The 20,475-nt window shown below is 71.3% G+C and carries 19 protein-coding genes; 17 read left to right on the top strand and 2 right to left on the bottom strand.

The genetic code is table 11. The features are described from left to right. Nucleotides 1–5: 5 nt before the first annotated feature. Together FJQ56_RS08900 and FJQ56_RS08895 are read left to right on the top strand one after the other, a co-directional pair. Nucleotides 6–2,654 carry an ATP-binding cassette domain-containing protein gene (locus tag FJQ56_RS08900; RefSeq protein WP_140009041.1) on the top strand — a complete coding sequence of 883 codons (2,649 nt, stop codon included), beginning with the start codon at nucleotides 6–8 and terminating at the stop codon, nucleotides 2,652–2,654. Further along, nucleotides 2,651–3,775: an acyl-CoA dehydrogenase family protein gene (locus FJQ56_RS08895; RefSeq protein WP_211350802.1), complete on the top strand. Its 1,125-nt coding sequence runs from the start codon at nucleotides 2,651–2,653 to the stop codon at nucleotides 3,773–3,775. Before FJQ56_RS08900 ends, FJQ56_RS08895 begins: the two co-directional genes overlap by 4 nt. A 1-nt stretch (nucleotide 3,776) precedes the next feature. Here FJQ56_RS08895 and FJQ56_RS08890 read toward each other — a convergent pair whose 3' ends face one another. Continuing rightward, nucleotides 3,777–5,102 carry an FAD-dependent oxidoreductase gene (locus FJQ56_RS08890; protein ID WP_246084050.1) on the bottom strand — a complete coding sequence of 442 codons (1,326 nt, stop codon included), beginning with the start codon at nucleotides 5,100–5,102 and terminating at the stop codon, nucleotides 3,777–3,779. 145 nt (nucleotides 5,103–5,247) lie between these two features. Between FJQ56_RS08890 and FJQ56_RS08885 the strand changes: the two genes are divergently transcribed. The 13 genes from FJQ56_RS08885 to FJQ56_RS08825 are packed head-to-tail and all read left to right on the top strand — an operon-like array spanning nucleotide 5,248 to nucleotide 17,408. Continuing rightward, nucleotides 5,248–6,036: an enoyl-CoA hydratase/isomerase family protein gene (locus tag FJQ56_RS08885; protein ID WP_140009037.1), complete on the top strand. Its 789-nt coding sequence runs from the start codon at nucleotides 5,248–5,250 to the stop codon at nucleotides 6,034–6,036. Nucleotides 6,037–6,086: 50 nt separating this feature from the next. Continuing rightward, nucleotides 6,087–6,533 (top strand): Zn-ribbon domain-containing OB-fold protein, encoded by a 447-nt coding sequence (locus tag FJQ56_RS08880; RefSeq protein ID WP_140009035.1) that lies wholly within the window; start codon nucleotides 6,087–6,089, stop codon nucleotides 6,531–6,533. After that, nucleotides 6,530–7,678 (top strand): thiolase family protein, encoded by a 1,149-nt coding sequence (locus FJQ56_RS08875; RefSeq protein WP_140009033.1) that lies wholly within the window; start codon nucleotides 6,530–6,532, stop codon nucleotides 7,676–7,678. The genes FJQ56_RS08880 and FJQ56_RS08875 overlap by 4 nt, the downstream gene beginning before the upstream one ends. A gap of 19 nt (nucleotides 7,679–7,697) precedes the next feature. After that, complete coding sequence (locus tag FJQ56_RS08870) at nucleotides 7,698–8,897, top strand: acyl-CoA dehydrogenase family protein (protein ID WP_140009031.1); 1,200 nt, start codon at nucleotides 7,698–7,700, stop codon at nucleotides 8,895–8,897. After that, nucleotides 8,894–9,880, top strand: a complete 987-nt coding sequence (locus tag FJQ56_RS08865; protein WP_140009029.1) for a phosphotransferase family protein — start codon at nucleotides 8,894–8,896, stop codon at nucleotides 9,878–9,880. Before FJQ56_RS08870 ends, FJQ56_RS08865 begins: the two co-directional genes overlap by 4 nt. A 36-nt stretch (nucleotides 9,881–9,916) precedes the next feature. Further along, nucleotides 9,917–11,137, top strand: coding sequence for an acyl-CoA dehydrogenase family protein (locus FJQ56_RS08860; protein ID WP_140009027.1), 1,221 nt, complete (start codon nucleotides 9,917–9,919; stop codon nucleotides 11,135–11,137). Next, nucleotides 11,134–11,904 (top strand): SDR family NAD(P)-dependent oxidoreductase, encoded by a 771-nt coding sequence (locus tag FJQ56_RS08855; RefSeq protein WP_211350801.1) that lies wholly within the window; start codon nucleotides 11,134–11,136, stop codon nucleotides 11,902–11,904. The genes FJQ56_RS08860 and FJQ56_RS08855 overlap by 4 nt, the downstream gene beginning before the upstream one ends. Beyond that, on the top strand, nucleotides 11,904–12,665 hold the full coding sequence (locus tag FJQ56_RS08850) for an SDR family NAD(P)-dependent oxidoreductase (protein WP_140009025.1): 762 nt from the start codon (nucleotides 11,904–11,906) through the stop codon (nucleotides 12,663–12,665). The genes FJQ56_RS08855 and FJQ56_RS08850 overlap by 1 nt, the downstream gene beginning before the upstream one ends. After that, nucleotides 12,662–13,738, top strand: coding sequence for an alcohol dehydrogenase catalytic domain-containing protein (locus FJQ56_RS08845; RefSeq protein WP_246084049.1), 1,077 nt, complete (start codon nucleotides 12,662–12,664; stop codon nucleotides 13,736–13,738). Before FJQ56_RS08850 ends, FJQ56_RS08845 begins: the two co-directional genes overlap by 4 nt. Before the next feature lie 58 nt (nucleotides 13,739–13,796). Next, on the top strand, nucleotides 13,797–15,311 hold the full coding sequence (locus tag FJQ56_RS08840; protein ID WP_140009023.1) for a class I adenylate-forming enzyme family protein: 1,515 nt from the start codon (nucleotides 13,797–13,799) through the stop codon (nucleotides 15,309–15,311). Between the two features lie 58 nt (nucleotides 15,312–15,369). Next, entirely contained in the window at nucleotides 15,370–16,014 is a 645-nt protein-coding gene (locus FJQ56_RS08835) for a TetR/AcrR family transcriptional regulator (RefSeq protein ID WP_246084048.1), read from the top strand. A 39-nt stretch (nucleotides 16,015–16,053) separates the two neighbouring features. Then, on the top strand, nucleotides 16,054–16,377 hold the full coding sequence (locus tag FJQ56_RS08830) for an EthD domain-containing protein (RefSeq protein ID WP_140009019.1): 324 nt from the start codon (nucleotides 16,054–16,056) through the stop codon (nucleotides 16,375–16,377). Then, nucleotides 16,374–17,408 carry an MBL fold metallo-hydrolase gene (locus FJQ56_RS08825; protein WP_246084047.1) on the top strand — a complete coding sequence of 345 codons (1,035 nt, stop codon included), beginning with the start codon at nucleotides 16,374–16,376 and terminating at the stop codon, nucleotides 17,406–17,408. The genes FJQ56_RS08830 and FJQ56_RS08825 overlap by 4 nt, the downstream gene beginning before the upstream one ends. Nucleotides 17,409–17,441: 33 nt before the next feature. Here the strand turns inward: FJQ56_RS08825 and FJQ56_RS08820 are convergent, their stop codons facing one another. Next, nucleotides 17,442–18,194 carry an SDR family NAD(P)-dependent oxidoreductase gene (locus FJQ56_RS08820; protein ID WP_211350800.1) on the bottom strand — a complete coding sequence of 251 codons (753 nt, stop codon included), beginning with the start codon at nucleotides 18,192–18,194 and terminating at the stop codon, nucleotides 17,442–17,444. A gap of 196 nt (nucleotides 18,195–18,390) precedes the next feature. Between FJQ56_RS08820 and FJQ56_RS08815 the strand changes: the two genes are divergently transcribed. After that, complete coding sequence (locus FJQ56_RS08815) at nucleotides 18,391–19,518, top strand: ABC transporter substrate-binding protein (protein WP_211350799.1); 1,128 nt, start codon at nucleotides 18,391–18,393, stop codon at nucleotides 19,516–19,518. Then, on the top strand, nucleotides 19,515–20,306 hold the full coding sequence (locus FJQ56_RS08810) for an SDR family NAD(P)-dependent oxidoreductase (RefSeq protein ID WP_140009015.1): 792 nt from the start codon (nucleotides 19,515–19,517) through the stop codon (nucleotides 20,304–20,306). Before FJQ56_RS08815 ends, FJQ56_RS08810 begins: the two co-directional genes overlap by 4 nt. The last annotated feature ends 169 nt before the right edge of the window (nucleotides 20,307–20,475 follow it).

Raw genomic sequence — 20,475 nt, 5'->3', positions numbered from 1 at the left:
CGCTGATGTCCAGTGCCTCCACCTCCACCTCCACCTCCACCTCCGACCTCACCCCTATCGGATCGGCTCCGCCGCCCGGGTCCTCGCGCCGGCCGGCCGGCCGGCGTGCGCTCGACCCGCGCTGGGTGCGCGCCTGGCTGCTCGCCCGCGTGGTCGCCGGCCCGCTGGCCGCGATCGTCGTGATCGTGATGATGCAGTCGGGAGCCATCCCGCTCTACTACACGTTCACGGTCGCGCTCGCCGCGGTCTACGGGATCCTGGTCCTCTCGCTCAGCCTGCTCGCCCACTGGGGCGGCGTCTGGTCGATCGGCCACCCAGCGCTGCTCGCAGTGGGGGCCTACTCCGCGGCCTGGGGCAGCGGTCATGGGTGGAGCCTCGAGGTGACGGCGCTGTTCGCGATGGTGGTCTGCGCGGCGTTCGGAGCGTTCCTCGGGTTCGCCGGATCGCGGTTCTCGGTGCTCTACATCGCGCTGCTCACCCTGGCGTTCGCGCTGGTCGCCCTCGAGGTCATCAACGTGTGGAAGGAGGTCACCAACGGCGACCAGGGCGTCCCGATCTTTCAGTTCTCGAGCACGTTCGGCGAGGTCTTCGCCGCTGACGAGACGGCGCTGTCCATCGTCGTCGCGGTCTTCGGCGTGACGCTGGCCGTCGCCGAGCTCGTGCGTCGTACGGCGGTCCGGATGCGGTTCGTCGCCTCCAAGACCCACCCCCTGGCGGCTCGGACGGTCGGGATCGCCCCCGAGATGCAGTCTGCTCTCGTGTTCGCAGGCAGCGCCGCTGCCGCCGGGCTCGGCGGCGTGATGCTCGGGCTGGTCTCCGGGTTCGCCAGCCCCGAGTCGTTCTCCCTCGTGCTGGCGGTCAACCTCATCGCCGCCACCGTCCTCGGCGGCACCGGCAGCCTCATCGGTGCGGTCGTCGGGGGCGCGTTCCTGGCCTGGGCGCCGAGCATCGCCGACGGTGTGGGCGTCGACCAGCCCTACCTGGTGGGTGCCCTGCTCATCCTCGTCCTGATCTTCCTGCCCGAGGGTGTCGTGCCCACGATCGCCTCCCGGCTCGACCGGCTCACCGGCTGGACCGAGCGGCTGCGCCAAGCAGCGCTCGCGGGACAGGACCTCTCCGCCGAGCTCGTCGAGACCGAGGTCGCCGCGCGCGACGACCGGGTCGGGGCCACGGAGGCGGGCGAGCGTGCCCGGCTTCTCGAGGTGCGCGGCCTCGGCGTCCGCTATGGCGGCCTCCAGGCGGTCGAGGACGTCGACCTCGAGCTCCACCCCGGCGAGGTGCTCGCCATCATCGGTCCCAACGGTGCCGGCAAGACGACCTTCGTCAACGCCCTGTCCGGTCTGACCGGGGGCGGCAAGATCGTCGGCAGCATGACGTACGACGGAAGCCTCGAGCTGCGTGGTCGCCGCGCCACGCGCCGCCGACGCATGGGGCTTGCCCGGACCTTCCAGCACGCCGAGCTCTTCGACGAGCTCACCGTCATCGAGAACGTCCTCGTGGTCAACCGCCGCATCGGTCGGTCCGACCGCGCCCACGCCTACCGACTGCTGAGCTCGGTCGGCCTGGCCGAGGTCGCGCACCGGCTGCCCTCCGAGCTGCCGTTCGGCCTGCAGAAGCGGGTCGACCTGGCTCGGGCGATCGCCGAGTCGCCCCGCATGATCGTCCTGGACGAGCCCTTCGGCGGCCTCGACGCCGACGAGCGGGAGGTGCTGGCCGGTCACATCCGCCGGCTGCGTGCCCGAGGCACCTCCGTCATCATCATCGACCACGTCCTCGAGGACCTGTTCGCGGTTGCCGACCGCGTGGTGGCCTTCGACTTCGGACGTCTCGTCGCCGAGGGGACCCCCGAGACCGTGCTCCAGGACCCGGTCGTGCGTAAGTCCTACCTCGGCGAGATCGATGGCCGGTCGACGGCCCCGGCTCCCGGATCATCGGGCGAGCTCGTCGTCCGGCTCGCCGGCGTCGCCCACCACTACGGCGGCGTCCGTGCGCTCGAGGGCGTCGACGTCGACCTCCACGCCGGTGCCGTCCTGGGCATCGTCGGAGCCAACGGGGCCGGCAAGAGCACGCTGGGACGCATTCTCCACGGCTCCCTGCGGCCGTCGGACGGCACGCGGACCGAGCCGGGCAAGCCGTCGATCAGCCTGGTCCCCGAGGGGCGGGCGCTGTTCAAGACGCTGTCGGTCCGCGAGAACCTCGAGGTCGCGGCCTACGCCGCCGGCGTCCGGGGCAGCGAGCTGCGCCGTCGGCTCACCGAGACCACCGCGCTCCTGCCGGAGCGGGTCCGCACCCGCATGGAGATCTCCGCTGGCTCTTTGTCGGGTGGCGAGCAACAGCTGGTCGCGATCGCCCGCGCCCTCATCGCTGAGCCAGAGGTGCTCATCCTCGACGAGCCCGCGCTCGGGCTCTCGCCGGTCATGGTGCAAGAGGTCTACGGGCAGATCGAGGCGCTCGCCGCCCGCGGCATCACCACCGTGCTCCTCGACCAGTCCCTGAACCGTGCGCTCCAGTCGTGCTCGGAGGTGCTGGTGCTGCGCCAAGGTGCGGTCGTCGCCCGCGGCAGCGCAGCGGAGCCCGGGTTCGAGGCGCGTGCCGAGGAGGCCTACTTCGGCGACGAGACCCCCGTCGAGACCACCCACGAGGAGAGTCCGTGACCACGACCGCGGTGGCCTGGCCCGACGCCGGACCGGACGTGCTGGCGCCGGTCGCCGAGCACGATGACCTACGGGCCGTGGCCCGTGCGATCCTGGGCAAGCACGCCACGATCGACCAGGTCCGCGCGAGCGTCGAGACCGGCGGGCCGAGCGGCCCGGGCCCAGCATGGGGATCGCTGACCGCCGAGCTGGGCATCGCCTCGATCGCGGTTCCCGAGCACCTGGGTGGAGCCGGGTACGGCGCGCGCGAGCTCGGCGTCGTGCTCGAGGAGACCGGCGGTCACCTGGTCCCGGACCCCGTCCTCTCGTCCGCGGTGCTCGGCACCCAGGCCCTCACGCTCGCCGACGACCCGACGAGGGTCGCGTCCCTGCTCGCCGACGTCGCACGGGGCGACCGCCTCGTCACGGTGTGGTTCGGTCCAGCCGATGCGGTGACGGCCGAGCCCGCCGATGACGGCTGGCGTGCCTCCGGCCGTCTCGATCGCGTCCTGCACGGGGGGACCGTCGACCACGTCGTCGTCCGTGCGGCCACGGTGGAGGGGACCGTCCTGCTGGTCGTTGACGTGTCAGGCGACCGCACGGAGAGGAGGGTCGTCGACCTCACCCGCTCCCAGGCCGACCTCGACCTGTCCGCGGCGCCCGCGCGGCTGGTGGTGGGCCCGCGCCATCACGCCGCTGCCTGGTCACGGCTCGAGGCCCTGCGCGACGTCGCAGTCGCGGCCGAGCACACCGGGATCGTCACGCACCTGCTGGCCATGACGGTCGACTACGTCGGCACACGCGAGCAGTTCGGTCGCCCGATCGGCTCCTTCCAGGCGATCAAGCACCGCCTGGCCGACGTCCTGGTCGATCGCGAGCGATGCTGCTCGGCCTCCCGCTACGCCGCTGCCGTCCTCGACGCCGATCCCGCCGCGGCCGCGGTCCCGGCTGCGGTGGCAGCAGCGGTCTGCAGCGAGGCCGTGGTGCGGACCGCCCACGAGGCGATCCAGCTGCACGGCGGCATCGGCTTCACGTGGGAGCACCCAGCGCACCTCTACCTGCGCCGGGCCCTCGGCGACGAGGGGCTGTTCGGGTCCGCCCGCGACCACCGGTCCCGGCTCGCGTCGCTGCTCGACCTCTGAGTCAGGTGGTCGGCGTCCGGATCGCTGCGGCGGTGGCGGCGGCCGCGAGCCCGAACACCAGGGCCGAGGCGATGCCGCCGGCGTACGCGCGGTTCCAGAGCCCGCCTGCGTCGGACCCGGCGCAGAGCAGGCCCGGCACGGGTTCGCCGCCCTCGCCCAGCACGCGTGCCCGGTCATCGATCCGGATGCCGTGGAACGGGAAGGTGATCGCTGGGACGCACTCGATGACGTACCACGGGCCCTCGTCCAGGGGTGCCGGATCGTGCGTGCGAGCCGGGTCGTGCGCGCCTGTCGTGGCCGCGGCGTTGAACGCGCGCACGGCCGTGGCGACGGCCTGGCCGTCGTAGCCCCACTCCTCGGGGAGGTACGCGAGGTCGTCGAGGTCCTCGGCCAGGCCGACGCGGCCCCCGCGGCGGCTGGCCAGGGCGAACTTGTCGACGCTCACGGCGCCCTCCACGTACGAGCCGACGATCCAGTCTCGGAAGACCCGGGCGTCGGCGACGAGCAGACCCCGGCCCTCAGGCTGCTCGAGCAGCGCCATGGTCGTCAGGTGGTCGCCGAGCGTCTCGTCGGTGAACCTCTCGTTGTCGAGGTTGAACAGCACGGCGTGCTCGCTGTAGTAGAGCGAGAGGTCGACGTAGTCGGCGGGGTCCTGGAACGGCACCCCGCTGGGCACGAGGTGGCCGTAGAAGCCGGCGTCCTCAGCGCTGGTGGCCGCACCCACCGCCGTCGCGAGACGGTAGCCACCGCCGTTGCTGGTGGCGCCGGAGCGAAGGGGCATCGCCGAGGCGCGCGGGTGCACGTGAGTCTCGAGCAGCTCGCGATCGGCCTGGAACCCGCCAGTGGCGAGTAGCGCGGCCCGCGACCTCACGTCCTGCGACGAACCGTCGGCGAGCACGAGGCGGGCGCCGGTGACGCCCGCCTCGTCGCCGATGAGCTCGGTCGCACGGGCCCGGAGCAGCACAGTGTGGCCTGCGTTGGTCACACGGCGGCGGCAGGTGTCGACGTAGTGGTTGGTGTCGAACCGGTGACCGCGGCCGAAGCCGAGGATCGGTACGGCGTCGTGGCAGGTCACCCCGACCGACCGGATCCAGGCGACGCCCTCGGCGAAGTGGTCCACCAAGGCCGTCCGCAAGGCGGGGTCGCCGTCCGGATCGACCTGCTCCATCGTTCCATGGTCGGGCGCGGTCCAGGCGTAGCCCGCGAAGCGGGCGTTGCCGCCGACGGCGTCGCCCGACTCGACGACCAGGACGCTCAGCCCGTCCTGGACCGCGCGAGCCGCAGCGGTGAGGCCGGCCATGCCGCCTCCGATCACCAACAGGTCCACGGCTTCTGACTGCATGGCACGCCCTTCGCTCGTCGTGTGTCGACCGTTACATTAAACTAAACTCACTTCAGGTTCGACGTTGACCGGTTCTCCCCAATGACTCATACTGAATTGAATCCAGTTCGAATGACGAAGGAGCTCCACCGTGATTGAGACCGACCACATCACTCTCGAGAAGGACGGCGACGTCGCGCGGGTCTGGCTGAACCGCCCGCACAAGAAGAACGCCGTCACCGTGGAGCTGCTGCACCGCCTCGACGAGATCATCGTCGAGGTCGACGAGGATCCCGACCTCAAGGTCCTGGTCCTGCGTGGCCGCGGCGGCACGTTCTGCTCGGGCTTCGACCTCGACGAGCTGCTCGCCGACTACATCGGCAGCTCCATGGCGATGGAGGTCGCCATCCTGTCGGCCAAGGTCTGCGACCGGCTCTACTCGATGAAGACTCCCTCGGTCGCGGTTCTCGAGGGCTACGTCACCGCCGGTGGCTTCGAGCTGATGATCTCGTGTGACTTCGCCGTGTCGGCCGACGACGCGAAGATCGGCGACTTCCACATCCGCCGCGCCCTCTTCGGCGGCGCCGGCCCGATCTACCGGCTTCCCCGCATGATCGGCATCCGCAAGACCAAGGAGCTCATGCTCACCGGCAAGCTGCTGTCGGGCACCGAGGCCGTCGACTTCGACCTGATCAATGCCTCGGCCCCGGCCGATGAGCTCGACCAGCTCGTCGCCGACTTCATCGCGCCGTTGGTCGACAAGAGCCCCTTCATGATGCGCCTGACCAAGATGACCATCGATCGCGGTCTGGACGCCGACATCCAGAGCCTGATGGTCATGGAGCACCTCGCCGTTGGCAACGCACTGCAGTCCGAGGACGGTCGCGAGGGAGTCCAGGCGTTCCTGGAGAAGCGCGAGCCCAAGTGGGTCGGTCGCTGAGCCGGTCCTCCACCTGACCGCGTCGGACCATCTCGAGAAAGTCCAGCCACATGTGCGCACCCCTCCCGCACGATCCGAACCGCCGGCCCAGCTCGTCGGGTTCCGTCGTCCTGCGCGAGCCGCGCGCCGACGTGCTCGTCGGCAGTCGGTGCGCGGCGTGCGACAACGTCGCCTTCCCGCAGGCGACCGGTTGTCAGCGCTGCGGCGCGCGGTCGATGACGACCCTGCCGCTCTCGACGAGCGGTCGGGTGTGGGGCCACACGGTGCAGCGTTTCGCGCCCAAGTCACCGCCGTACGTCGTCCCCGAGAGCGGGTTCGTCCCCTTCGCCGTCGGCTACGTCGAGCTGCCCGAGGGGGTCAAGATCGAAGCCGTCCTGGACTGCGCCACGTTCGAGGAGCTGGCCGGTGCCGAGGTCACCTTGGTGGCGACCAGCCCGGTGCCGCGCTTCGCCACGGCGACGGCCGACGCCGGCGCAGCGCCGGGGGCAACCGCATGAGCGACGTCAGCATCGTCGGCGTCGGGCTGTCGCGCTTCGGGCGCCAGCCCGGGGTCACGGGTCGTGAGATGGCCGTGCAGGCCATCCACGCGGCGCTGGACGACGCCGGCATCGGGTGGCCCGACGTGCAGGTGGCGTTCGGGGGCAGCGACGGCTCAGGTCTGGCCGACACGCTGGTCAGCGACCTCGGGCTCACCGGCATCCCGTTCACCAACGTCAAGAACGGCTGCGCGACCGGCGGCAGTGCGTTGGTCTCGGCGGTCAACGCCATCCGATCGGGTGCCGCCGACATCGCCCTCGCGGTGGGGTTCGACAAGCACCCCCGTGGAGCCTTCGACCCTCGGGCCGAGGACTGGGGCCTTCCGGCCGGATACGGCGAGGCCGGACTGATGGTGACCACGCAGTTCTTCGCGATCAAGATCGCCCGCTACATGGAGCAGCACGGCATCACGGACCCGACGCTGGCGAAGGTCGCAGCCAAGGCCTACCGTAACGGCGCGCTCAACCCCAACGCCTGGCGGCGCGAGGCCATGGCCGAGGAGCTCATCGCCTCCGCGGACATGGTCAACGACCCCCTCACCCGCTACATGTTCTGCTCACCCGGTGAGGGCGGTGCGGCGGTCGTGCTCGCCAGCGAGGCTGCGTCCACACGACTCGGCGGAGCTCCGGTCAAGGTGCTCGCGGTGTCGACGCGCACGCGTGGATTCGGCTCGTTCGAGGTCTTCGCCCCGTCCGTGCAGGGCGCCGGCGAGCCGTCGAGCGTCAGCTCGGACGCGTCGCGTGCGGCGTTCGAGGCGGCGGGGGTCGGACCCGACGACATCGACGTGGCGCAGCTGCAGGACACCGAGAGTGGCGCCGAGGTCATGCATCTGGCGGAGTGCGGCTTCGTCGCGCACGGTGAGCAGGAGAAGTGGATCGCCGAGGGCCTTACCGAGATAGGGGGGCGCCTGCCCGTCAACACCGACGGCGGCTGCATCGCCAACGGTGAGCCGATCGGCGCGTCCGGCCTGCGCCAGGTCCACGAGGTCGTCACCCAGCTCCGCGGAGCCGCCGGCGCCAGGCAGGTCGCCGGGGCGCCCCGGCTCGGCTTCACCCACGTCTACGGTGCCCCCGGCATCAGCGCGTGCACCGTCCTCGGCGTATGACCCCTTCGGAGAGGAACCCGTGACCACGTCACCACCCGACTACGACGTCTTCGTCGCCGAGGCGCGCACCTGGCTCGCCTCCGTCGCGGCGCCTCGGGCCGAGCGCCTGTGGGGCGAAGGTCCTGACTCCGTCGCGGTCTTCGAGAACTGGACCGAGGCGGAGGAGCGGGCCGAGACCGACCGCATTCGCGCCTACGAGCGGGCCAAGTACGACGCCGGCTGGGGACCACTCACCTGGCCCGAGGAGCAGGGCGGGCGTGGCCTCCCGGTGTCCTACGCGCTGGCCTTCCGTCGCGTCGAGGACGAGTTCGACGTTCCCAAGCGCACCGAGATGTTCCCCGTCACCCAGCAGCTGGTGGCGCCGGCCCTCGCGCAGTGGGGCACCGAGAGCCAGAAGGTGACCTACCTGCGGGCGATGCTGCGGACCGACGTCATCGCCTGCCAGCTGTTCTCGGAGACCGAGGCCGGCTCCGACCTCGCGGCCGTACGGACCCGGGCTGTTCGTACGGCTGGCGGCTGGCGGCTCGACGGCCACAAGGTCTGGACGTCGGGCGCGCGGGTCGCCGAGGTCGGCATCGCGGTGTGCCGCACCGATCCCGACTCCACCAAGCACCGCGGTCTGACCGTCTTCATCGTTCCGATGGACGCGCCGGGCGTGACCATCAGGCCGATCCGTCAGATGACCGGGGGCACCTCGTTCAACGAGGTCTACCTGGACGGCGTTGAGCTCGACGACGAGCAACGGCTCGGACCCGAGGGTGAGGGGTGGAAGGTCGCGCTCACCGTCCTGGCCTCCGAGCGCCTCGACTCGGGCAACCTGGGCCTGGACAACGCCGACCGGGTCGTCGAGCTGGCCCGCCGCCAGGGCGGGCTCGACGACTGGCAACGCGACCGAGTCGCAGACGTCGTCACCCGTAGCTACGTCCAGCGGTTGACCGGAATGCGCGTCGCCGCCGCCGTCGTGGCCGGGGAGGACCCCGGACCCGAGGCGTCCGTGGGCAAGCTGCTCGCGACCGACACCATGGCGCGCACCTCCGAGGTCGCCCGGATGCTCCTGGGTCCCGACCTCAGCGTCGACTCCGGCGAGTGGGGCACCTGGGCCTGGACCGAGCACGTCCTCGGAGCGCCGGGCTACCGCATCGCCGGCGGAACCGACGAGATCCAGCACAACATCCTCGCCGAACGCGTGCTCGGCCTTCCCCGAGACCCGGTCAGATGAGCGAGAGCACCGCTCTCGACCACGCCGTCGGCCTTGGCCCGCGCGTGGCCAGCGTCCTGCAGGAGCAGCTGCCCGGCGTCGAGGTCAGCGCACTCGAGATCCTGCCGGGCGGCCACTCGGGCCTGACCTACCGCCTGACCGCCGGCGCCGAGTCGCTCGTGGTCAAGGCCGTCCCGCCGGGCCAGCGGTCCACGGGCCGCCACGACATGCTGCGCCAAGCCGAGATCCTCCGGGCCCTCGCCTCGACCGACCTGCCCGTGCCCGCCGTGCGGGCTGTCGACCGGGAGGAGCCGGCCTGGTTCGCCATGGACCTGGTCGCCGGCGAGTCGCTGGAGCCCGTCCTCGACGACCCCGCCGTCGCACCCGACCTCGCCGCGGCCCGGATGCGACGCGCGGCCGAGGTGCTGCCCCGTCTGCACCGTGTTCCCCTCGACCTGCTGCCGGTCTACGGTCCGGCCCTCACCCCGGCCGACGAGCTGCAGCGCTGGACCCGGACCCTGCAGGCCGTACCGCCCGAGCTGGTGCCCGACGGGCAGCGGCTCCAGGAGCGGCTCGCTGCGAGGGTGCCCGCAGCGCTCGACCCCGTGCTGGTCCACGGCGACTACCGCCTGGGCAACATCCTCAGCGACGGCACCGAGCCGAGGGCACTCATCGACTGGGAGATCTGGAGCGTCGGCGACCCTCGGGTCGAGCTCGGATGGTTCCTCGTCTTCGCCGACGGCACGAACTTCCCCGGTGTCGGCCGCGAGCTGCCGGGGCTGCCGTCCGAGGACGAGCTCGTCAGCCGGTACGTCGCCGGCGCAGGACTCGACCGTCTCGACGACCTCGTATGGTTCCACGCCCTCGGCCGCTTCAAGATGGCCGCCATCATGGGGCACAACCTGCGACGTCACCGCGAGGGTCGCCACCACGACCCGGCCCAGGAGCAGCTTCCCGCCACCATCGACCGGCTCCTCGCCTCCGGGCTCGAACGCCTCGGCTGACAGCCCGCCGGACCCACCCCTCAGGAAGAAGGACCCGTGGACTTCGACTTCAGTCCCCGTACGACCGCGCTGCTCGACACGCTCACCTCGTTCATGGACGAGCACGTCTACCCGGCCGAGGCCGTCTACGACGCGCAGGTCGCGGCCAACGCCGACCCGCACGAGCAGCCGCAGGTCATGCGTGACCTCCAGGCGACCGCCCGCAGCCTCGGCCTGTGGAACCTCTTCATGACGCACGGCGACCGCGGTGCCGGCCTGACCAACCTCGAGTACGCGCCGCTTGCCGAGGTCCTCGGCCGCTCGATGATCGGCAACGAGGCCCTCAACTGCTCCGCGCCCGACACGGGCAACATGGAGATCCTCGCGATGTACGGCACTCCCGAGCAGCAGACGCAGTGGCTCGATCCGCTGCTGCGCTGCGAGATCCGCTCGGCCTTCGCGATGACCGAGCCCGATGTCGCCAGCTCCGACGCGCGCAACATCACCTCGACGATCACCCGGGACGGCGACCACTACGTCCTCAACGGACGCAAGTGGTACACCTCCGGCATCCTGGACCCCGACTGTGGCCTGGTCATCTTCATGGGCAAGTCCGACCCGTCAGCGGCGGCCTACCGTCAGCAGAGCATGATCCTGGTGCCCGCGGACGCCCCCGGCATCGAGGTGCTGCGCGACCTGCCGATGTTCGGCTACCGCGACCGCCTCGGCCACGGCGACGTGCGGTTCACCGACGTCCGCGTCCCGGTGGGCAACATGCTGGGCGCCGAGGGCGACGGCTTCGCGATCGCCCAGGGGCGGCTCGGCCCGGGCCGCATGCACTACGCGATGCGGGCGATCGGCATGGCCGAGCGCGCCCTTCAGCTGATGTGCGAGCGTGCCACCACCCGAGTCGCGTTCGGTGCGCCCCTGGCCAGGCGGGGCGTCGTCCGCGAGTGGATCGCGCGGAGCCGGATGGAGATCGACCAGATCCGCCTGCTCACCTTCAAGGCCGCGTGGCTGATGGACACCCGCGGTAATGCCGCAGCGCGCTCGGAAGTTGCCGCCATCAAGGTCGCCGCGATGGAGACCGCGCACACCGTGGTCAACCGCGCGGTCCAGACCTTCGGCGCCGCCGGGGTCAGCGACGACACCGTCCTGAGTCGGCTGTTCGCCATCACCCGCGCCCTGCAGATCGCCGACGGCCCCAGCGAGGTGCACCTGCGCACGATGGCCCGCATCGAGCTTGCGGCCTACGAGACCGCCGAGGTGCCCGCGTGAGCCCGGCGCCGCTCCTGCCCCCGCTCGCCGGCAAGGTCGCCCTGGTCACCGGCTCCACCCGCGGACTCGGCTACGCGATCGCCACCGCCATGGCCGAGGCGGGGGCGACCGTGGTGGTGTCCAGCCGCAAGGAGGATGCCTGCGTCGAGGCCGCGCGCCGCATCGGCGAGGAGACCGGCGGCTCCGTCCATCCGCTGCCACTGCACGTCGGCGACTGGGACGCCATCGAGCCCGCGCTCGACCAGATCGTCGCCGAGCACGGTGACCTCGACGTCCTGGTCAACAACGCCGGCATCGCCCCGCTGGCACCCAGCCTGCTCGAGGTCGGGGAGTCCTTGTTCGACAAGACGATCGAGGTCAACCTGCGCGGGCCGTTCCGGCTGATGGCCGTCGCCGGCGACCGGATGGTCAGGCGGGGTGGAGGATCGATCATCAACATCTCCAGCATCGGCGCCGAGCGGCCCAGCCCGGCCGAGGCGATGTACGCCGCCGCCAAGAACGGACTCAACGCCCTGACCCGCGCCTTCGCCCAGGAGTACGCGCCGACCGTACGCGTCAACTGCGTGATGCCCGGTGCCTTCGCCACCGACATGGCCGACAGCTGGGACGAGGACTTCATCGGCCTCGTCGTCGACCGGCTCCCGGCCGCCCGCCTCGGACGGCCCGAGGAGCTCGCCGGGCTCGTGGTCCACCTCGCCTCCGACGTCGCCGGCTACACCACGGGTGCGTTGATCCCCGTCGACGGCGGCCGGACGGCGGTCTACTGATGGAGACCGCCCATCTCTTCGACCTCACCGGGCGGGTCGCGATCGTCACCGGCGCCTCCTCGGGCCTGGGCGACGGCTTCGCCCGCACCCTGGCCGCCGCCGGTGCCACCGTGTACGCCGCCGCACGCCGTCTCGACCGTCTCGACCGGCTCGCCTCCGAGGTGCCCGGGGTCGTCCCGGTCGCCTGCGATGTCACGAGCCCCGAGGACCGGGCCTCTTTGGTGGCCCGCGCGACACGGGAGCTCGGGCGCATCGACGTCCTGGTCAACAACGCGGGCATGCCGGGGCCTCCCTCGGCCTCCGAGGACACCGTCGAGGTCTTCGACTCCCTCCTCGCCCTCAACCTCACCGCGGGCTTCCATCTCGCTGTCACGGTGGTCGACGCCATCGTCGACGACGCGCCCCTCTCGATCGTCAACATCTCCTCCGTGGTCGGGTTGGTGTCGACCGCGCCCGTGGGCGGCGCCAGCTATGCCGCCTCGAAGGCCGGCACCCTGGGCTTGACCCGCGAGCTCGCCGGGCAGTGGGGCCGGCGTGGGATCCGCGTCAACGCGCTGGTGCCCGGCTGGTTCGACACCGAGATGACCGACGGGCTCTTCACCAACGAGAAGTCCGCCGCGTGGGTCCGGCGCAACACCATGCTGGGTCGCGGTGGTCGCCAGGGCGAGGTCGACGGAGCGCTGTTGTTCCTGGCCTCTGACGCCTCGAGCTACATGACCGGCCAGGCCCTCGTCGTCGACGGCGGCTGGACGGCCCGGTGAACGCGCCACTGCCCTCCCGGATGCTGGCGGTCCGCCTCGAGCGCTGGGCCAGCCAGCCCGTGCTCACCGAGGTCGACGTTCCGGCCCCGGGGCCCGATGAGGTGCTGTTGCGGGTGGACGCGGCCGGCCTGTGCCACTCAGACCTCCATGTCATCGACGGGGCGGCAGGGGTACTGCCCTACGAGCTCCCCTTCACGCTCGGACACGAGGTCGCGGGCACCGTGGTCGCCACGGGCCGCGGGGTCGCTGACGACTGGACTGGTGCCCCGGTGGCTGTGCACGGCATCTGGTCCTGCGGCGAATGTCGAGCCTGCCTGCGCGGGCGAGACAACTACTGCCTGCGTCTGGCAGGGGGGCCGATCGGAGGCGGCCTCGGGTACGACGGTGGCCTGGCGGAGTACGTCCTGGTCCCGAGCACGCGTCACCTCGTGCAGACCATGGGGTTGTCGCCGGTCGACGTCGCGCCCCTGACCGACGGCGGTCTGACCGCCCTGCACGCCGTCGGCGCCCACCGCCACCTCGCCGAGGGCGGCACGGTGCTGCTCGTCGGCGCCGGGGGACTCGGGCATCTCGCGCTGCAGCTGATCGCGGCGACGCCCGGGGCGCGAGTCGTCGTCGTCGACAACCGCGCCGCGGCGCGCGACCTCGCGCTGCGCCTGGGAGCCCACGGGGTCGCCGCCACCGTGGCCGAGGGAGCTCGGCTGCTCGCCACCCTCGGTCTCGGGTCCGGCGTCGACCTCGTCCTCGACTTCGTCGGCGCACCCGCGACCCTCGCCGACGTGCCCCACGTCCTGGCCCCCGGAGGCACGGTCGCGGTCATCGGCAGCGCGGGCGGAGCGCTGGAGGCCGCGAAGGGTCGCGGTCTGCCACCGGGCTGGCGTTTCGATGCCCCCTTCTGGGGTCCGCACGCCGACCTGGAGGCGATCATCGCGCTCGCGGCAACCGGGCACATCCAGGCCGAGACCACGACGTACGCGCTCGAGGACGCCCTCACGGCCTACGACGATCTCCGGGCGGGCCGCGTTGCCGGTCGTGCCGTCGTGGTGCCGCACGAGCTCCCGTCCCGGCTGTGACCCCGAGGCCCGTGAAGACTAAAGTGAATCTACTTCAACTCGGCAGGAGGCAACATCCATGAGGGAATTGGCCGTGCAGCTCGAGCAGCGGGCGGCGTCCGACCCCGACGGCCTCGCGGTCATCGATGCCTCCGGTGAGCACACCTGGGGCGAGATCGTCGCCACGGCCCGCGAGCTCGCCGCGGCCATGGAGGACTCGCTCCAGGGTGCGCCCACCGTCCTGCTGCAGGCCGACAACACGTGGCGGACGCTGGCCGCGGTGGTCGCCGTCGGGATGCGAGGTGGGCTCGTTGCAGTCGTGAGCCGGCACGCGACGTCGGGGGAGTGCCGGCTGGCCCTCGAGGACGTCCGTCCCGATGCTGTCGTCGCCTCGGTCGAGACGGTCGAGCACTGGGCACTGGTCGACGCTGAGTTCCCGGCAGCGTGCCCGGTGCTCCACGGCTGGACCCTGCGCTCGCGACCCGGCCGGACGGGCGGAGTCGAGCGCTGGGAGGGTGGCGTCGCGATCGCCATGACCTCGGGCTCGACCGGACGCCCCAAGTGCGTGGTGCAGTCCGAGAGTGCCCTGCGCTATGCGGGTGCCGCGACCATCGACGCCGTCGGCCTGCTACCCGGCGATCCCGTCGCAGCGTTGGTCCCCCTGTCGTCGGTCGCGGCTCTGTGCTTCGGTCTCTACCTGCCCGCGATGCTCGGTGGGCCGCAGGTCTGCCTCGACGGGTGGAAGCCCGAGGCGGCCGTCGAGGTGATGGAGCGCCACCAGGTCGCCTGGACGATGCTCGTGCCGACGATGGCGCTGCAGCTGTCCCTGGTCCCTGGGTCCGACGGCACCCTACGGGCGATGCGGGCCATGACGGTCGGCGGTGGGCCGATGAGTGCGGCCGCGCTCGAGCGGGCCGAGCGGTCCCTGGGTACGCGGTTCCTGCGGGTCTTCGGGATGTCCGAGTGCCTCGGCCACACGACGTCGCTGCCGAGCGACGACGTGGCGACCCGCCTGGGGAGCGACGGTCGTCCGTTCCCCGGGACCGAGGTGCGGATCGCGGGCCCTGACGGCCGCCCCGTGGCCGGCGCCGAGGTCGGCCACGCCCAGGTCCGGGGCCCGTCGCTCTTCGTCGGCTACGCACGTGACGGCCGCCCGCAGCCGCCCGCCCTGACCGGCGACGGGTTCCTGACCACCGGTGACCTGGCGCGGGTCAACGCTGACGGCACGCTCAACATCCTGGGGCGTGAGAAGCAGATCATCATCCGCGGCGGACGCAACATCGACATCAACGAGGTCGAGGCCGCCGTCGCGGCCCTGCCCGACATCGCGCAGGTCTGCGTGGTCCCCGTGCCTGACGAGATGCTCGGCGAGCGCGCGGCCGCGCTCGTGGTGGCCGGCACCCGACAGACCCTGGACGACGTCCGCGCCGGTCTGGACGCGGCCGGCGTCCCCAAGTTCAAGTGGCCCGAGTTCGTCATCCAGGTGAGCGATCTGCCACAGAACCGCGTCGGCAAGCTCAACCGCTCCGAGGCGATCTCGCTCGCCCGGCGGCTCACCGGAGCTCCCACCCCGCCGGATGAGGAGTCGCCGTGAACCCACCTCGGTTCAGGTACCATCGCGCGACTCGCAGCCGGCGGAAGGGTGTAGGACCGTGACCACTCAGACCACGCACAAGGCCGATCGCAAGGAGGGACCCCGCTCCAAGCGGGCTGTCATCCTCAACGCGGCCATCGACAACTTCGGACGTGACGGGTTCGAGCACACCAAGTGGGCCACGATCGCCGACGAGGTCGGGATCGGACAGACGGCGCTCTACCACTACTTCGAGTCCAAGGCGCACTGCCTGCTGACGATCATGACCCTCGAGCTCGACCGGTCCCTCACCCAGTTCCGCGAGGCCACGGACGGCGTCGAGGACCATGTAGAGCGAATGCGTGCGGCAGTCGGCAGTGCCTACGCGCTCACCGACCGGGAGGCGCTGTCGGCCCGCATCCTGGTGTCGCACATGGACCTCCTGGCCACCGTGAGGCCGTCGCAGCGCGAGGAGGACGAGCGCCAGCGCGCACGCGTGCTCGTCCGGGCCATCGAGGACCAGTGGTCCGAGCTCATCGAGGGCGGCATCTCCTCGGGCGACTTCGTGGCCCGCGACGCACGACTGACCGGCCTGGCGATCCTCGGCCTGGTGATCGGTGTGTGGCGCTGGTACCGCCCCGGTGGCTCCCGTTCCCTGACCGACATCTCCGACTTCACCAGCGCCGCGTGCGTGCGACTGGTGGGTCGCGACCCGACCCCCTGACCCCGCCGACCGCAGGTCAGCCGATCCCCGAGGAGACACATGTACAACCTGGTCCTGATGGCGGCCAAGCCGGACGACTGGAGCCACGAGGAGTTCATCTCGTGGTGGCGAGGAGAGCACGCCGACGCGACGTACGGACTCCCCGGCCTGCGCCGGTGGCACCACACCGAGATCCTCGACGCCTTCGAGGAGCGCTCCCAAGGCTGGGACGGGATCTCGATCCTCAGCTTCGACGACCGCGAAGCGCTCGACGCTGCCTTGGCCAGTGACGAGTGGAAGGCCGCGGTCGCCAACGTCGGCACGATGCGCGGCCGCCGGATCGCTGTGATGGGCGAGGAGAAGGTCATGGTGCCTCGGGCGTGAGCCCCGAGGCCAGCGACTGGTCCGCTGCCGGTTGCTACCCCGTCGCCCCCGGCATCCACCGCATTCCCCTGCCCATGCCCAACGACGGGCTCCGTGCGGTGAGCGTCTACGCCGTCGAGTCGGCCGACGGCCTGGCCCTGGTCGACGGTGGTTGGCACGTGCCCGAGGCCTGGGACCGGCTCGCGGCCGGGCTGCGGGCCGTGGGGGGCGACGTCACGGACGTCGCCGACGTCTACGTCACCCACGTCCACCGCGACCACTACACCCTCGCGCTGGAGCTGCGCCGTCGCGTCGGTGCCCGCGTGCACCTCGGGCGGGGTGAGGCCACGGGGCTGCAGGCCGTCCGCGCCCTGGGCAGCAACGTCCCGATCTCCTCGCTGCGCGAGCTGGCGCGTGCGGGCGCCGCACACCTGGGCGACCCGGTGGTCGAGGCGACCCGACGGGAGTCCTTCGACCTCTCGGACTGGCAGGACCCGGACACCTGGCTCGATCCAGGGATCGTCGACCTCGGCACGCGCAGGTGGGAGGTCGTCCCGACCCCCGGGCACACCAAGGGTCACGTGGTCCTTCACGACCTCGACGCCGGCCTCATGTTCACGGGCGACCACGTGCTGCCGACGATCACCCCGTCCATCGGGTTCGAGCTGGGGGAGTGGGCCCTGCCGCTGGGCCAGTACCTCGGATCGTTGTCGCGTCTGCTCGACCGGCCCGACGCCGAGATGCTCCCGGCTCACGGGCACCACGGCGGGTCGGTTCACGAACGCGTGGTCGCGCTCCTGGCTCACCACGATCGGCGGCTCGGCGAGATCGTCGCCGTCGCCGGGTCGAACCCAGACCCGGTGACCGGGCTGCAGGTAGCCGAGCGGCTGTCGTGGACCAAGCACGGTCGGGCGTTCTACGACCTCGATGCGTTCAACCGGATGATCGCGGTGTGCGAGACGCTGGCCCACCTCGACGTGCTGGTCGACCGTGGCACGCTGGTGGCCGAGCCTGGGGCATCGGACGAGGTGGCGACGCACTTCCGGGGCTGAGCCCGTGCGGTCCATCGCGCTGCTCGCAGACGACTACTGCGCGGTCCAGCCGCCGTCGGCATAGACCTCGGAGCCGGTCATGTAGCTCGAGTCGCTGCTGGCCAGGAACGCCACGACGGCGGCGACCTCGTCTGCGGAGCCGAGCCGCCCCATGGGGGTGCCGTCCAGCATCCGGCGATACCGCTCGGTGCCCTCGAATCGCTGGAGCAGCGGGTCGGTCCCGATGAACCCCGGGTGGAGGGAGTTCACCCGCACCCCACGTGTGGCCCAGTGCAGAGCCGCGCTCTTGGTCATCGACCTCACGGCGCCCTTCGCCGCGTGGTACGCGACGCTGTTCCCGAAGCCGCCGACGGTGCCGAGGATCGAGCACACGTTGACGATCGACCCGCCGCCGGATCGCTCGACGAGGGCGCCGGCATGCTTCATGCCCAACCAGACGCCGGTCTGGTCGACCGCGACCACCTGGTTCCAGCGATCGATGGTCTCCTCCTCTACCGTGGCGAGGCTCCCGATGCCGGCGTTGTTGATCAGGGCCGCCAACCCGGCTCCCCGGGCCTCGACCATGGCGACCACTGACCGCCACTGCCCCTCGTCCGTGACGTCGAGGGCCAGGGCGAGGTGACGCCCCGGGTCGGTCAGGCTGTCCACCGCGAGGCGACAGGCATCCTCGTCGACGTCGGTCACGACCAGCGCCGCCCCCTCCTCGGCGAGCCGGCGGCACACCGCGACACCGATCCCTCCGGTCGCCCCGGTGATCATCACCGACTGTTCTGTGAAGCGTCGCACCGTCGCCACCTTTCATGAACTGAGTTCAACTCACGTTACGTGTGAATGCGTCGGATGTCATCCGCGGGGGTCGCTCTAGACCGCTGCGCCGTTGTGGTTGCCATCACACCGAAGCCGTCCTTACACTCCTGAAGTGAACTCAACTCGACGGAGGTTTTCGATGCGCAGGACTCGTCTCGCCGTGGCTCTGACTGCGGTGGCAGCGCTCACGGCTGCATGTGGCGGCGGCGGTTCCTCCGACGCCGACGACCAGATCACGCTGGGCGCGTGGTACCCGCTGAGCGGACCCCAGGCGGCCTCGGGGACCCCTCAGGAGGTCGGCGCGACCGTCTACTTCAAGCAGCTCAACGCGACCGGTGGCATCGACGGCCAGAAGGTCAAGTTCATCACGAAGGACAACGCGTTCGATCCACAGCAGACCCTTCAGATCGCCCGTGACCTGGTCGCTCGCGACAAGGTCGACGCCATCGTGGCCACCAACGGCACCGCTACCACGGAGGCGACCTTCCCGTTCGTGCTCGACCAGAGCAAGGTCCCGATCTTCGGGACCTACGGCGGCTCCGCGTCCTGGTACGACCCGCCTCGGGACGGGCTCTACGGGACCCAGGCGCTCTACGAGGACCAGGCCGAGTCTGCCGTGGACTGGGCCGTCGAGGCGGGCGTCAAGGACCTCCTCGTCGTGCGTGACGACCCGGACGCCTTCGCCAACGTCTCGACCGTCGCCATGGAGCACGGCAAGAAGCTCGGCATCGACGCCAGCGAGGTCGTCGTCAAGATCGGTACGACCGACTACGCCCCCATCGTCAACCAGGTCAAGAGCAAGTCCCCGGACGGCGTGCTGCTGATCCTGCCTCCCCAGGAGGCGGCCGCCTACCTCAACGAGGTCGCCCTGCAGGGTGTCGACGTCCCGGCTTACGGCTACTCGCCCGCCGCCACCGAGTCCACCATCGAGCTCGCCGGCAAGAACGCCGAGGGCTTCCGTGCGGTCGCGCTGACCCTCCCGGTCAACTCGGACGACCCGGCCGTGCAGGAGTACCGGGACGCGATGAAGAAGTACGCTCCCGACTCCGCACTCGACTTCTACTCGCTGTCGGCCTACGCGAGCGCGAAGGCGTTCGGCGAGATCCTCAAGACGATCGACGGCGACATCACCAAGGAGAGCATCACCGCAGCGATCGCCAAGGCGACCGACATCGAGACCGGCGTGGCGCCGCCGTTCGCGTTCAGTGCCGATGATCACCTCGGCACCGACGCCGTCGTACGCGTCGAGGTCAAGGATGGCAAGTACGTCGCCGAGGGCGGCTTCCAGTCGCCCCAGCAGTGACGCACCCCCGCTTCCAGGACCAGGTGGCCGTCGTCGTCGGCGGTGGCTCCGGCATCGGTGCCGCCGTCGCGCGTCGGCTCGCAGCCGAGGGGTGTGCCGCGGTCCACGTGCTCGACGTCGTGCTGGCGGGTGCGGAGGGCGTCTCGTGCTCCCTGGGGGGCGCCGGGTTCGCAGCCGCGGTCGACGTGACCGAGTCCGAGCAGGTCGACGCCGCCTTCGCCGAGGTGGTGGGGCGGCACGGGCGCATCGACGTCGTCGTGCACGCAGCCGGGATCGACGACCCCGAGGCCAAGGGGCGCATCCTCCAGGCGCAGGCCAGCGGTGAGCCGGTCGACGTCACGACGTCCCTCACCGACGAGGCGTGGCGCCGGGTGATGGCGGTCAACCTCGACGGCACCTTCCACGTGCTCCGCGCAGCGGTGCGCTCGATGCGCCCCGCCGGGGCCGGGCGAATCGTCACCGTGGGCTCGAGTGCCGCGTTCGACACGCTCGTCGGATATCCGCACTACGCCGCCTCCAAGGCCGGCGTCCACGCCCTGACCCAGTCGGTCGCCAAGGAGGCGATCGCCTTCGGCATCGGCGTCAACACCGTGGCGCCCGGGCCCGTCGACACCCCGATGGCGGCGCGGACGCCAGCCGCGGTGCGACAGGCCTTGGCCGCCAGCGGCGCCGTCGGCTACGCCAGTGCCGAGGAGCTCGCGGACAGCATCTGCTACCTCGCCTCTCCCGGCGCCTCCAACGTCGTGGGTGCCGTCCTGCTGAGCAACGGCGGCCGCTTCACGGTGTGACCGCACCGTCAGTAACAGCTCGCCGGCGAGACCAACCGCCTGGCCTCCTTGACCGACGAGGCCGCGGAGGGTCGCGAAGCGACAGAATGACCCCCCGGGCATAGCCCCGGATGACTATGGCGCCCGGCCGTCGTGACGTCGACCCTCGAGGGGAGGCTCGCGGACGGGG

The sequence above is a fragment of the Nocardioides plantarum genome, assembly GCF_006346395.1.
Taxonomy (GTDB): Bacteria; Actinomycetota; Actinomycetes; order Propionibacteriales; family Nocardioidaceae; genus Nocardioides; species Nocardioides plantarum.
This window is presented reverse-complemented; position numbering and strand designations above follow the sequence as displayed.

What these genes read in the sequence shown, in the direction of transcription:
- FJQ56_RS08875 (WP_140009033.1), top strand. Translation starts at nt 6,530, where the DNA reads ATGAGCGACGTCAGCATCGTCGGCGTCGGGCTGTCGCGCTTCGGGCGC.
- FJQ56_RS08865 (WP_140009029.1), top strand. Translation starts at nt 8,894, where the DNA reads ATGAGCGAGAGCACCGCTCTCGACCACGCCGTCGGCCTTGGCCCGCGC.
- FJQ56_RS08880 (WP_140009035.1), top strand. Translation starts at nt 6,087, where the DNA reads ATGTGCGCACCCCTCCCGCACGATCCGAACCGCCGGCCCAGCTCGTCG.
- FJQ56_RS08900 (WP_140009041.1), top strand. Translation starts at nt 6, where the DNA reads ATGTCCAGTGCCTCCACCTCCACCTCCACCTCCACCTCCGACCTCACC.
- FJQ56_RS08830 (WP_140009019.1), top strand. Translation starts at nt 16,054, where the DNA reads ATGTACAACCTGGTCCTGATGGCGGCCAAGCCGGACGACTGGAGCCAC.
- FJQ56_RS08850 (WP_140009025.1), top strand. Translation starts at nt 11,904, where the DNA reads ATGGAGACCGCCCATCTCTTCGACCTCACCGGGCGGGTCGCGATCGTC.
- FJQ56_RS08840 (WP_140009023.1), top strand. Translation starts at nt 13,797, where the DNA reads ATGAGGGAATTGGCCGTGCAGCTCGAGCAGCGGGCGGCGTCCGACCCC.